The organism is Mycolicibacterium sp. XJ2546 (assembly GCF_053483195.1).
Genome location: NZ_JBEFRW010000014.1, coordinates 25,019 through 37,648 on the forward strand (window position 1 = coordinate 25,019; position 12,630 = coordinate 37,648).

Consider the following 12,630-nt stretch of genomic DNA (forward strand, 5'->3'; position numbering starts at 1 on the left):
CCTCGAAGGTGCAACCCGCATGTGCAGGCGCTTCACGCGTTGCCGGATCAGACCGTGCGGATGTGCACTTCGCAGTTGAGCGACGCCTCCAGAGCGGTGTGGATACGGCTTTCGGGCACCCGTTCCAGATCCGCCTGGCGCAGCGTCACATGCACCACATCCCAGCCGTCCTCCCCCGCCACCCGCTCGACCTCGCCGGCCAACCCGAATCCGGCGAGCACCCCGCGGGCGTCGGCGTCGGTGCCACGGCTGATATAGGTGAGCACTCCTGGCACGGGCGTCGTGCCGAACGCCTTGGCGCACATGTCTACTGCACGCCTTTCAAGTTCGGCCGGGTCCTGGCCGGCGATCAAGAGTTCCACTTCGCGGCGCTGCGGCGGCAACGCGGGCAGGTTGTTGTCCACCACCTCGATATCCGCCGCGGCGGCCAGGTCACGGAGGCGTGCCATGCCGTCGCTTAGCTGCGCTGGTGTCAGCTCGCCGGCCTTGTCGACGCCGACACGCACCACCGCCGTTCTCATGTCCGTCAGCCTAGCCGCGGCCCGGAAGGACGTGTCATGACCTCAACGACAACGGATCTCACCGTGGCGGCGTGGCCTGATTGCACGCCCCGGCTGCTGCGGCCGAGACAGGCGGGACCGGAGACCTACGCCGAGTACGCACAGGCCGGCGGCTATCGGAAGCTGACCGACGCCGATGCGCTGCTGGAGCAGGTCGACCTGTCGGGTCTGCTGGGGCGCGGCGGCGCAGCGTTTCCGCTCGGCACCAAGCTGCGCACGGTGCTTAACGCGGGCCTGCGCGGCTCCGACACGGTGGTGGTGGCCAACGGTGAAGAGGGCGAACCCGCTTCGGTCAAGGATCGCTGGCTGCTGCGCACCCGGCCCCATCTGGTGCTCGACGGTCTACGCCTGGCGGCCGCGATCGCCGGTGCGAGCCGCGCGTACGTGTACGTGTCCGACGAGCGGTCGGCGACGGCGGTCACCGACGCGTTGAGCGAGCTGAGCCCGCAGGCGTTCGGCGACGCCGAGGTCACCGTCCTCACCGTGGACCCCGGCTACGTCGCCGGTGAGGAGACCGCCGCGGTGCGGCGCATCAACGGCGGACCGGCCAAACCGGCCGACAAACCGCCGCGGCCCTTCGAGGAAGGCGTCCTGGGCCTGCCGACCATGGTCAGCAACGTCGAAACGTTGGCAAACCTGCCGTATATCGCCGAACACGGCGGTCAGGGCTTCCGCACCGTGGGCACGCCGATGTCGCCGGGTACGTTCCTCGCGACGATCACTGGCGCCGGCAAACCCCCAGCGCTCTACGAGATCCCGCACGGCACAGCGTTTTCGAGGCTGCTCGAGGTACACGGCGTGGACGCCGAATCGGTACGCGGGGCGTTGATGGGCGGTTACTTCGCCGGGCTGCTCAACACCGACGTCCTGGAGGCGACCCTGGATCACGAGACGATCCGGCGACTGGGCGCGGGCTTGGGTTGTGGTGCGATCTCCATCCTCACCGAGGACTGCCCGGTCGCGGTCGCGGCGTCGGTGATGTCCTACTTCGACCGGGAGAACGCCGGACAGTGCGGATCGTGTTTCAACGGCACGGCGGCGATGGCCGCGGTGCTGTGCGCCATGCGCGACGGCGTGGCCACCGACGAGGACGTAACCCGGCTGGAGCGCTGGTCGGTGGTGCTGCGCGGGCGTGGTGCCTGCGGCACCCTCGACGGCGCCACCAACATCGCCGCCAGCCTGCTGCGCCAGTTCCCTCAGGTGGTCGCCCGCCACCTCGCCGACGACTGCCCGGCATGTCGGCCCGGTGCATTTTCTGCCGTGCGGCCCTACGAAGTGGAGGCGGTGGCTCAACCATGAGTGACGGCTTGAGGATTCGACTCGACCGTACGCTGTGCGACGGCTTCGGCATCTGTGCCAAACACGCACCCGACTACTTCTCGCTCGACGACTGGGGTTACGCCTCGCTGGTGGGCGACGGCACGGTACCCGAGCAGGATCGTGACGCGGTGATGCGCGCGCTACTGGACTGTCCGGCGCACGCGATCATCTATATGGGCGAACACCGACCCGCCGAGGGTCCCAAGGACGACGCCGACGTTCACGAGGCGCCGGAACCGGAACCCAACACCGAAGATAGCGAGGCGATTTCGGGGTTTGTTCGGTGACCCGACCACTACCCGAGCTGACCGTCCTAAACGAGTTCTTCTGGACCGCAGGCGCAGACGGGGTGCTACGCATCCAAGAGTGCCAGGACTGCCAGGCGTTGATCCACCCGCCGCAGCCGGTGTGCCGGTACTGCGGCAGCCACAACATGGGGGTGCGCGACGTCTCCGGCAAGGCGACGCTGAGCGCCTTCACCGTCAACCACCGGTTCGGCTTCATGGACCTACCGCCCCCGTACGTGGTGGCACAGGTCGCCGTCGTCGAGGATCCGCGGGTCCGGTTGACCACCAACATCGTCGACTGCGAACCCGACGAGCTGAAACTCGGCCAGACCGTCGAAGTCGACTTCCAGAAGCTGGAAGATGTCTGGCTGCCCGTGTTCCGGCCCGCGGCCGACGGCCAGGCCGGGCCCCCGGCCATCGAAGACGTCGCACCCGAGGACATCGGCCGCTACGTGCGCACCCCATTGACCACCGAGAAGTTCGAAGACAAGTCAGCGATCACCGGCATCGGCGCATCCCGGCTGGGTCGGCGGTTGATGGTGCCGCCGCTGTCGCTGACCCTCGAGGCCTGCGAGGCCGCCGTCGCCGACGCCGGGCTGACGTTCGCCGACATCGACGGCCTGTCCACCTATCCCGGGCTCGACATCGCGGGGATGGGCGAGGGCGGGGTCAGCGCGCTCGAGAACGCGCTGGGGCTGCGGCCCACCTGGATCAACGGCGGCATGGATACCTTCGGACCCGGCGGATCCGTCATCGCCGCGATGATGGCCGTCGCCACCGGCATGGCCCGCCACGTGCTCTGCTTCCGCACGCTCTGGGAAGCGACGTTCCAGCAGCTGATGAAGGAAGGCAAGGCCTCTCCGCCCGGCGGTGCCCGCACCCCCAGCTGGCAGATGCCGTTCGGCGCGATGTCGGCCGCGCACACGTTGGCGCTCAACGCGCAGCGCCACTTCGACCGCTACGGCACCACCCGGGAGACGCTCGGCTGGATCGCGATGAACCAGCGCGCCAACGCCGCGCTGAACCCGACGGCCATCTATCGCGATCCGATGTCCATGCACGACTACCTCAACGCCAGGATGATCACCACACCGTTCGGGCTGTACGACTGCGACGTCCCGTGCGACGGAGCCGTCGCGGTGATCGTGTCCGCCGTCGACGCCGCAAAAGACATGCCGCACAAGCCGATCCTGTTCGAAGCCGTCGGGACCCAGATCGTCGAGCGCACCGACTGGGACCAGTCCACGCTGACCCACGAACCCCAGGTGCTCGGCCAGGCCGCACACCTGTGGACGCGCACCTCGCTGCGCCCCGACGACGTCGACGTCGCCCAGTTGTACGACGGCTTCTCGTTCAATTGCCTGTCATGGCTGGAGGCGCTCGGCTTCTGCGGCATCGGTGAAGCCAAGGACTTCCTAGACGGTGGAAAGGCCATCGCCCGTGACGGCGTCATTCCGCTGAACACCCACGGCGGCCAGCTGTCTCACGGCCGCACCCACGGGATGGGTTTGATCCATGAGGCAGTATCCCAGTTGCGCGGCGACGCCGGCGACCGTCAGGTGCCCGGCGCCAGGGTCGCCGTGGCCAGCAGCGGCGGCCTGACCCCCAGCGGGGTCCTGTTGATGCGGACCGAAACGTGAGCGCCCCACGTCCGCGCGTGGTACTCGTCGACGGTGTGCCGATGTCGGGTCTGGTGGCCGAGGTCGACGACCCGCGAGCCGTCATCGTCGCATTCCACGGAGGGTCCAGCACCGCAGCGTATTTCGACTGCCCGGGACATCCGCAGCTGTCGCTGCTGCGCGCCGGCGCCGCGGCCGGCTACACCACGGTGGCACTGGACCGGCCCGGTTACGGCAGCTCAGCACCGTACCCGGAGGCGATGGCAGAACCGGAACAGCGCGTCGCGCTGGCATCCGGCGCCCTCGGCAAGGTGCAAGGCGACAAGCCGCGCGGCGCGGGCGTGTTTCTGATGGGCCATTCGGCGGGCTGTGAGATGGCGGTGCGGATGGCCGTTATCGGCGCCGACGTCATCGGCCTCGAACTGGCCGGAACCGGTGTCCGGTACACCCCGGCGATGGCCGACATCATGAAAGCCGCGATGTCCAACCAGCGCCCGGTCGGGCTGCGCGAGCTGCTCTGGACGCCCGAGGACGTGTACCCACCCGAGGTGCTCTCCGGTATGACGAACTCCTCGGGCGGGGCGCGCTACGAAGCCGATATGACCAAGCACTGGCCCAGGCGCGATTTCCCCACGCTCGCAGCGCAGTTGCGCGTGCCGGTCCAGTTCAGCGTCGCGGAGTTCGAGCAGGTGTGGCGGACGGATCCAGAGACGTTGGCGAAGATCAGCGCGATGTTCACCTCGGCACCGCGGTTCACGATCAATGAACAGCCCGGTGGCGGCCACAACCTTTCGCTGTCGGCCGCCGCCGACGCGTACCACGCCAAGGTGCTGGCGTTCGTCGAGGAATGTGTTCTGGCACAACAAGGATTGGAGACGGGTTGATGCGCGTCGGATTCATCGGGCTCGGCAGCCAAGGCGGGCCCATGGCGCGCCGCATCGCCGAAGGTGGTTTTGAGACCACCCTGTGGGCGCGCAGGCAGGCCAGCCTCGAACCGTATGCGGACACCGCCGCCAAGACCGCGAGCTCCCCTGCCGAGCTGGGCGCGGCCAGCGACCTGGTGTGCCTGTGCGTGGTCGGCGACGACGACGTCAGGGAGGTGCTGTACGGCGAGAACGGTGTACTGTCGGCGATGGCGTCGGGCGGCGTCGTCGCGATCCACAGCACCGTACATCCCGACACCTGCCGTGAGGTCGCCGAAAAGGCTGCTGCGCAGGGCGTCTCGGTGATAGACGCGCCGGTCAGTGGTGGCGGCCCCGCCGTCGAGGAAGGAAAGCTGCTGGTGATGGTCGGCGGCGAGGAGGACGTCGCCGAGCGATGCCGGCCGGTGTTCGCCACCTACGCCGACCCGATCGTGCACCTGGGTCCGTTGGGCAGCGGGCAGGTCACCAAGATCCTCAACAACCTGCTGTTCACCGCCAACCTGGGCGCCGCGACGAGCACCCTCGATCTCGGTGAGACCCTCGGCATTCCGCGCGACCGGCTCGCCGAGGTGCTCAACGGCGGATCGGCCACCAGCAAGGCGCTGGGCAGCATCTCGATGTTCGGCGGAACCGTCGACGGGCTGGCGCCGATCGCCGGTGCGCTGCTGCAGAAGGACGTTCGGCACGCCGCGAGCATCGCGGCCACCGCGTCGGCGCCGGAGGGCGCGGTGTTCAGCGCGGCCGACGCGGCGCTGGAGAAGATGGACTTCCCGCGATGAGCGCTTGCGCGAAGAGCAGAGGGCCCCGATGACACGCGTCGGGTTCGTCGGGGCCGGCCGGATGGGCGCGCCCATGGTGTCGCGTCTCGTCGAAGCCGGCCGCGAGGTCCGCGTCCTCGGCAGAACCGACGAGAAGTGCCGGGCGGTGCGTGATCTTGGTGCGCACGCCGTCACCGAAGTCGGCGCGGTCGGCGCCGGCGCCGACGTCGTGATCGTCTGTGTGTTCACCGACGCGCAGGTGCAGCAGGTCTGTCTGTCCGGCGACTTGGTGTCCGCGATGACGCCGGGTACGGTCCTCGTTCTCCACACGACGGGAAGCCCCCGCACCGCGCAGAACATCGCGGCCGAGTTCCCGGCGATCGACGTCGTCGACGCACCCGTGAGCGGCGGACCCCACAACATCGCGGCGGGCGCCCTCACGTTGTTCGTCGGCGGCGCCGAGGACGCGGTGGCCCGCGCCCAGCCTGTGCTCTCGGCATACGGCGACCCGATTCTGCACGTCGGCTCGCTCGGCGCAGGCCAGGCGGTCAAGCTGGTCAACAACGCGCTGTTCGCCTCGCAGATCGGGTTGCTGCGGGAGGCGGTCGCGCTCGGTGACCGCTTCGGCGTCGACGAACAGAACCTGCTGACGTCGATCTCACGCGGTAGCGGTGCCAGCCGGGTCGGGGAGTTCATCGCCATGCGTGGTTCGGTGGCGGCGTTCGTCGACGACACCGCCGAGTTCATCGGCAAGGACGTCGAGGTGGTCCGGGAAATCGCCGCCGAACTGGGCGGCGGTCTGGGCGTTCTCGACGACGTCATCAAAACGGGAATTCAGCAGTGACAACCGGCGATTCCGACTACTCAAGCCCATCCCGTGAGGCATACTATAGGCGTTACATAATTGCAGCCTCGCGTAACGGAAGCGGTCACTAGCCCGCCGCGAAAGAGGAGACCATGACCAAGCCCAAACTGGTGTTCGATCCGGTTTCGCAGGAGTACTTCGACAACCCCTACGAGATCTACCAACGGATGCGCGACGAGGCCCCGATCTACTACGACGAGGACCAGGACTTCTATGCGCTGACCCGGCACGCCGACGTCGCCGCGGCGCTCAAGGACCACGAGGCCTTCTCCTCGACACGCGGGTGCGACCTCGCCATGGTGCGCTCCGAGGAGGGCCCGCACAAGTCGATCATCTTCATGGACCCGCCCGAGCACCGGCACATGCGCAGCCTGCTCAACAAGGCGTTTACCCCCCGCGCCATCCAGTCGCAGCGCGAGACCATCACCGAACTCGTCGAGCAGTACCTATCGCAGGTCGATCCCGACAACTTCGATGTAGTGCAGGACTTCTCGGGTCCGTTTCCGGTCGAGGTGATCACCCGGATGGCCGGGGTGCCCGAGGAGTTCCGCCAGCAGGTTCGGCGCTGGATCGATATCAGCCTCCAGCGTAAGCCGGGCCAGATCGAGTTGTCCGAAGAAAACATGCAGGCCAACATCGACTCGGGCATGTACTACTACGGCCTGGTTCAGGAACGCCGGCAGAACCCGCAGGAAGACATGATCGGCCGGCTCATTCGCGCCGAGATCCCCGATGACGACGGCAACATGCGCCAGCTCGACGACCTGGAGATCACCGGGTTCCTCGCGCTGCTCGGCGGCGCAGGCGCGGAGACCGTCACCAAGCTGGTCGGCAGCGCGGTGGTGGAGTTCGCGCGCCACCCCGAGCAATGGCAGCTGCTGCTTGACGACCGCAGCCTCGTGCCCGCCGCCGTCGAGGAGTTGCTGCGCTACGTCGGGCCGGTGCAGTACAACGTGCGCTATACGTTGAAAGAAGCCGAAGTACCGAGCGGCACCATACCGGCGCACAAACCCGTCTTCCTGATGAAGGCGGCAGCCAACCGCGATCCGCGTGCCTTCGATGACGCCGAGACGTTCGACATCACCCGCGACCGCACCCAGGCGCAGAACCTTGGGTTGGGCTACGGCATCCACAGCTGCCTGGGCGCCGCCCTGGCCCGGCTGGAAAGCACCATCGCGCTGGAGCATCTGCTCGACTTCATGCCGCGCTACGAAGTCGATTTCGACGGCCTGGAACGCGTGCACATGCAGAACGTCGCCGGATACCACCACGTGCCTGTGCGGGTGCTGAAGTGACACGCAAGGTCGTCGTCGACTTCGGGTTGTGTGAAGCCAACGGGATCTGCATGGGGATCATCCCGGAGGTGTTCGACCTCGACGGCGAGGACTACCTGCACGTGCTGCAGGACGAGGTGACTCCCGAGAACGAGGAACAGATCAAAGAGGCGGTCCGGCAATGTCCGCGACAGGCCATCTCTATCGAAGACGAATGACGGCATCCGAAGTCGTCTTCGATCCGTTCTCCGAGGAGTTCTTCAACGGCCCCTGGGACATCTACCGGCGTCTGCGCGAACAAGCGCCGGTCTACTACAACGCCGAGCACGACTTGTACGCGTTGTCCCGCCACGAAGATGTGTCGGCGGCCTACAAGGACTTCGGAACGTACTCCTCGGCTTACGGGCTCGACTTGGCCACGGTGCGCTCGAACGAGCCCATGGTGGCCAAGATGATCATCGTGATGGACCCGCCCGAACATCGGCAGATGCGCAGCCTCGTCAACAAGGTGTTCACGCCGCGGGCCATCGAGGCGATGCGCCCGATGGTCACCGCGACCATCGACCGCCACCTGTCCCGGGTCGATCCAGACGGCTTCGACGTCGTCGCGGACTTCTCCGCGCTGTTCCCCGTCGACGTGATCAGCCAGATGCTCGGTGTCCCCGAGGAGTACCGCCAGCAGGTCGGTCAGTGGGTCGACATCACGCTGCGCCGCGAACCCGGTCAGATCGACATGTCCGAGGAGGGGTTGCAGGCGGTCGGTGAACTGATGAGCCTGTATTACAACCTGATTCAGCAGCGCCGGGCCGAACCGCGCGACGATATGTTCAGCCGGCTGATCGCCGCCGAGGTCCAGCGCGACGACGGCGAGAAGCAGCAACTCGACGACTTCGAGATCGCCGGTTTCGCAACCCTGCTGGGCGGCGCCGGCGCCGAGACCGTCACCAAACTGATCGGCAACGCCGCGGTGACGTTCGCCCGCTTCCCCGAACAGTGGCAGAAGCTGCTCGACGACCGCAGTAAGATCCCGGCCGCGGTGGAGGAACTGCTGCGCTACGAGGCACCGAACCAGTACAACGTGCGGCGTTCCATGAAAGAGGTCGACCTACACGGTGTGACGATCCCCGCGGGCAAACCGGTGTTCCTGCTTGCCGGTTCGGCGAACCGGGATCCTGACGCATTCACCGACGCCGATACGTTCGACATCGATCGTGACCGCTCCGAAGCGCAGAACCTGGGCTTCGGCTACGGGGTACACAGCTGCCTGGGTGCGGCGCTGGCCCGCATGGAGAGCGCGATCGCGCTCGAACGGCTGCTCGCCTTCATGCCGCGCTACGAGGTGCTGTGGGACCAGTGCAAACGGGTTGCCGCGCAGAACGTCGCGGGCTGGTCCAACGTCCCCGTTCGTGTGCTGCGCTGATGCGGTTCGTCTTCGTACACGGCGGATTTCACGCCGCGTGGTGTTGGGAAGCGACGGTCCGAGAGCTGCGCGCGCTCGGCCATGACGCCGTCGCCGTCGACCTGCCCGGGCACGGGGCCCACGTCGACGAGGAGTCGACGCTGGCCAACCGCCGTGACACGATCGTCGCCGCCCTGCAATCCGGAGACGTCCTCGTCGGCCATTCCGGCGGCGGGTTCGACGCCACCCTGGCCGCGGACGCCGCACCGGATCTCGTGCGCCACATCATCTATCTCGCCGCGGCGCTGCCCCGCGAGGGCCGCACATACCCCGAGGCGATGGCGATGCGTGACTCCGAAGAAGGCGAGTTCGAGGCCGACGTCGGAGACATGTTGGGCTACTTGAAGTTCGATGACGACGGGGCGATGTGGTTCGCCGACTTCGAGGGCGCGTGGCGATACTTCTACCATGATTGCGATGAGGCCACGGCACGGTGGGCCTTCGAGCGCCTGGGACCCGAACGGTTCGGCGATACCACGGTGACGCCGGTGTCGGTACCGCGGTTCTGGGCGGCCGAGCTGCCCCGCAGCTTCATCCGCTGTCTTCAGGACCGGTCGATGCCGCGTTGGCTAGCCGATACAGTGACGCGACGCCTCGGTGTCGAGCAGCTGACCATCGACGCGTCGCACTCACCGTTTCTGAGCCGTCCGCGCGAGCTCGCCGAGTTGCTGGTGCACGCCACCACCACCAGCCCGATCGGCCCACTGGTACCCGACTGAACTTTCCGCGAGCAGACGGGTAAACCCCCAATTTGCTTACGTTTAGGCGGTGTTCGCGTCTGCTCACGGAAGAAAACTACATGCCGTGGAGGATGACGCCGTTGCAGTCGGCCGCCGCCTGGCGCAGCTTGGCGGCGGCCTGGTATTCGTCGGAGTAGTACCACTTCTTGGCCGCCTCCTCCGACTCGAACTCGAGCAGGACGGTCTGCGTGCCGTGCCAGGTGCCCTCGATCACCTCGGCCTTCTGGTCGAACGCCAGCACCGTGGCGGCAGCCATCGTCTGGCTGGCCACCTTGCCGTAATCGGCCATCCCGGCCGGATCCTTGACGTCCTCGGTGATGACGATATAAGCCTTGGCCACTGAAACTCCTTATTGGTCAGTCGATCTCGCTGATCGCTTGTTCCGGACAATTCTGAATCGCGTCCTTGGCGGCCTCTTCGAGTCCGGCGGGGACCTCGGCCGGATCCGCGACGGCCCAGCCGTCGTCGGTCATCTGGAACACCTCGGGGCACAGCGTCAGGCACATACCGTGACCGGCGCAGCGGTCTTCGTCGACGGCGACTCTCATCCGGCTGACTCCTCCTCCGGGCCCTTCACCACATCGAACTCCAGATGCAGTTCGGTGAGCCCGCGCAGGATGTAGGTCGGGATGTAGTTGTACCGCCGCTCGCCCGCGGGGCCGTGCTGGGCCTCGCTGATCCGGATGTCGGTGGTGCGGTCCAACAGCCGCTCGAGCCCGACGCGGGTCTCCGCACGGGCCAGCGGTGCACCCGGGCAGCTGTGGATGCCGCGGCCGAACGCCAGGTGCTGGCGGGCGTTCTTGCGCTCGGGGTCGAAGGCGTCGGGGTCGGAGAACCGGCGCGGATCCCGGTTCGCCGCACCGTTGATCACCATCACCGTGCAGCCGGCGCCCAGCGGTTGGTCGCCGACGGTGGTCGGCACCCGCGACAGCCGGAAGTCGCCCTTGACGGGGCTTTCGATGCGCAGGCACTCCTCGATGAAGTTCGGCAGCAGGCTGCGGTCCTCGCGCAGCCTGCGCTGGATGTCCGGGTTGTCGCCGATCACCTTCAGCGCGGTGCTCAGCAGCCGCACCGTGGTTTCCTGTCCGGCCGAGAACACGTTGGTGGCCACCCGCACGACGTCACCCACCTCGGGCACCGTGCCGTCCGGGAAGTTCGCGGTCGCCAGCCCGGTGAGCACGTCGTCGCGGGGGTTGGCCCGACGGTCCTCGACATATTCGGCGAAGACGTCGTAGAGGTATTCCAGCGGCGTCTTGGCCAGCGTCTTGTCGGCGTTGCCCAGACCGCTGCCGTGCGTGCCGCGCGCCAGCCGTTCCAGAAGCTCGGGGCGGTCCTCCTCGGGCACGCCGAGCAGATCGGCGATGACACGCAACGTGAACGGGGCCGCGAAGCCGGCGATGAACTCGCCCTCCCCCGGCGCCAGGAAGTCGTCGAGGATGTCGTCGGCGAGCTGCCACATCGCGTCCTCGTTCTCCTTGAGGCGCTTGGGCGTGATCAGCCGCATCAACAACGCGCGGTGGTTGGTGTGCGTGGGCGGGTCCAGCGTCGGAAGCTGGTCGCTGAACGGGATCTCGTCGCGGTGCCTTTCGATCAGCTCGGTGATGTCGCCGTCCTCATGACCTTCCAGCGACACCGGGAACCCGGGGAACGGACCGGTCACCGAGATGCACGAGGAGAACGCCTCCGCGTCGTTGTAGACATCGACGGCTTCCTGCCATCCGGTCACCATCGTGACGCCGTAGTGGTCCTCGCGGCTGACCGGGCACTTATCGCGCAGCGCCGCGTAGAACCGGTACGGGTCGTCGGTCAGGCGACCGTCCCGGAAGAAGTCCACCGTGGTGAGGTCCTCCGCCATGCGCTACTCCGTTCGACGATCTCTGCCTTTGAGAATGTGATTCTCGTCAGATAAGTATTAGATTTCCATAGCCGGACGTCGGCGTCAACGAGGGGCTGTGCACCCGCCCAGCATCTCGGGCAGCTCACTGGATCGGTTCGTCCCCGAGGATGGTGGTGCGCAGCATCTCGCGCGGCGAGTCCGGATCGTATGGCGTCGCCCGGTGCAGCACGCCGCGGTTGTCCCAGATGACGGTGTCGCCGACCGACCACTTGTGGCTGTACACCTTGTCGGCCCCGGTGGCACGATCGAGAAGTTCAGCCAGCAGCGCCCGACCCTCCTCGACGTCCATCCCGACGACGTAGTCGGCCGACGCCCCCAGCACCAGCGATTTGCGTCCGCTGCGGTGCGTCCACACCAGCGGGTGCTCGTGGGTGGGCCGGGCCCGCCACCGCGCCAGCTGCTCGGGCGTCGGATCCGGGGTCACCCGGCGCTGGGACGCCTCCAGCGAGTGCACGACGCACAGCGACGCCAACTGCGCCTTCTCGTCGTCGCTCAGCGCGTCGTAGGCCCCGTAGGCGCTGGCGAACTGCGTCTCACCGCCGCGCTCGGCCACCTGTCGCGCCGAGAGCACCGTGGCCATCTGCGGGTACTCGTCGCCGGTGGGCGTGCAGCCGTCGATATGCCAGTCGAAGGTGGCGCGCAGATATGCCGCCGACGCGTTCTTCGTCTTGTCGAGCGTGACCGGATAGATTCCGGCGACCGGGTGGTGCCCGTCGGAGGAATGATCGATCTGGCCCAGCCGTCGGCAGAACGCGACCTGCGCCTGCGGGTCGAGGCGAAGGCCAGGAAAGACCAGCACGCCGTTGTCTTCGAGCGCCTCGAGCACCGCGGCGCCGAACGCGTCGTCGGACGCCAGCGTCTCGGAATTGAGCCCGGGCACCTCGGCCCCGACCGAGGACGTGAGCTTATTGATGGTCAGCAGACTCAT

General features: G+C 67.3%; 15 protein-coding genes. 10 read left to right on the forward strand and 5 right to left on the reverse strand.

Annotated features, from left to right (window positions below):
• Nucleotides 1–47 precede the first annotated feature (47 nt).
• Entirely contained in the window at nt 48–521 is a 474-nt protein-coding gene (locus tag ABQE44_RS20005) for a hypothetical protein (protein WP_448431487.1), read from the reverse strand.
• A gap of 36 nt (nt 522–557) precedes the next feature.
• Between ABQE44_RS20005 and ABQE44_RS20010 the strand changes: the two genes are divergently transcribed.
• From ABQE44_RS20010 to ABQE44_RS20055, 10 genes are all read left to right on the forward strand, one after another.
• Nucleotides 558–1,859: an NADH-ubiquinone oxidoreductase-F iron-sulfur binding region domain-containing protein gene (locus ABQE44_RS20010; RefSeq protein ID WP_448431489.1), complete on the forward strand. Its 1,302-nt coding sequence runs from the start codon at nt 558–560 to the stop codon at nt 1,857–1,859.
• 8 nt (nt 1,860–1,867) lie between these two features.
• On the forward strand, nt 1,868–2,167 hold the full coding sequence (locus ABQE44_RS20015; RefSeq protein WP_448395382.1) for a ferredoxin: 300 nt from the start codon (nt 1,868–1,870) through the stop codon (nt 2,165–2,167).
• Complete coding sequence (locus tag ABQE44_RS20020) at nt 2,164–3,807, forward strand: thiolase C-terminal domain-containing protein (protein WP_448395339.1); 1,644 nt, start codon at nt 2,164–2,166, stop codon at nt 3,805–3,807. Before ABQE44_RS20015 ends, ABQE44_RS20020 begins: the two co-directional genes overlap by 4 nt.
• 41 nt (nt 3,808–3,848) lie before the next feature.
• Entirely contained in the window at nt 3,849–4,670 is an 822-nt protein-coding gene (locus ABQE44_RS20025) for an alpha/beta hydrolase (RefSeq protein WP_448395383.1), read from the forward strand.
• Complete coding sequence (locus ABQE44_RS20030) at nt 4,670–5,488, forward strand: NAD(P)-dependent oxidoreductase (protein ID WP_448395340.1); 819 nt, start codon at nt 4,670–4,672, stop codon at nt 5,486–5,488. The genes ABQE44_RS20025 and ABQE44_RS20030 overlap by 1 nt, the downstream gene beginning before the upstream one ends.
• Before the next feature lie 28 nt (nt 5,489–5,516).
• Nucleotides 5,517–6,311 (forward strand): NAD(P)-dependent oxidoreductase, encoded by a 795-nt coding sequence (locus ABQE44_RS20035; protein WP_448431491.1) that lies wholly within the window; start codon nt 5,517–5,519, stop codon nt 6,309–6,311.
• A 113-nt stretch (nt 6,312–6,424) separates the two neighbouring features.
• Complete coding sequence (locus ABQE44_RS20040) at nt 6,425–7,627, forward strand: cytochrome P450 (protein ID WP_448431493.1); 1,203 nt, start codon at nt 6,425–6,427, stop codon at nt 7,625–7,627.
• Nucleotides 7,624–7,824, forward strand: coding sequence for a ferredoxin (locus ABQE44_RS20045; RefSeq protein ID WP_448431495.1), 201 nt, complete (start codon nt 7,624–7,626; stop codon nt 7,822–7,824). The genes ABQE44_RS20040 and ABQE44_RS20045 overlap by 4 nt, the downstream gene beginning before the upstream one ends.
• Nucleotides 7,821–9,026: a cytochrome P450 gene (locus ABQE44_RS20050; RefSeq protein ID WP_448431498.1), complete on the forward strand. Its 1,206-nt coding sequence runs from the start codon at nt 7,821–7,823 to the stop codon at nt 9,024–9,026. The genes ABQE44_RS20045 and ABQE44_RS20050 overlap by 4 nt, the downstream gene beginning before the upstream one ends.
• Nucleotides 9,026–9,784 (forward strand): alpha/beta fold hydrolase, encoded by a 759-nt coding sequence (locus ABQE44_RS20055; protein ID WP_448395345.1) that lies wholly within the window; start codon nt 9,026–9,028, stop codon nt 9,782–9,784. Before ABQE44_RS20050 ends, ABQE44_RS20055 begins: the two co-directional genes overlap by 1 nt.
• Nucleotides 9,785–9,860: 76 nt before the next feature.
• Here ABQE44_RS20055 and ABQE44_RS20060 read toward each other — a convergent pair whose 3' ends face one another.
• The 4 genes from ABQE44_RS20060 to ABQE44_RS20075 all read right to left on the reverse strand — a co-directional run bounded on the left by ABQE44_RS20060 (nt 9,861) and on the right by ABQE44_RS20075 (nt 12,630).
• The gene (locus ABQE44_RS20060; RefSeq protein ID WP_448431500.1) at nt 9,861–10,145 is read right to left on the reverse strand and encodes a DUF1330 domain-containing protein; all 285 of its coding nucleotides are present in this window, start codon (nt 10,143–10,145) and stop codon (nt 9,861–9,863) included.
• A 16-nt stretch (nt 10,146–10,161) separates the two neighbouring features.
• Nucleotides 10,162–10,353 (reverse strand): ferredoxin, encoded by a 192-nt coding sequence (locus ABQE44_RS20065; RefSeq protein WP_448395347.1) that lies wholly within the window; start codon nt 10,351–10,353, stop codon nt 10,162–10,164.
• A complete protein-coding gene (locus ABQE44_RS20070) occupies nt 10,350–11,660 on the reverse strand; it encodes a cytochrome P450 (protein WP_448431502.1) in 1,311 nt (436 codons plus the stop codon). The genes ABQE44_RS20065 and ABQE44_RS20070 overlap by 4 nt, the downstream gene beginning before the upstream one ends.
• A gap of 124 nt (nt 11,661–11,784) precedes the next feature.
• On the reverse strand, nt 11,785–12,630 hold the full coding sequence (locus ABQE44_RS20075) for a TauD/TfdA dioxygenase family protein (protein WP_448431504.1): 846 nt from the start codon (nt 12,628–12,630) through the stop codon (nt 11,785–11,787).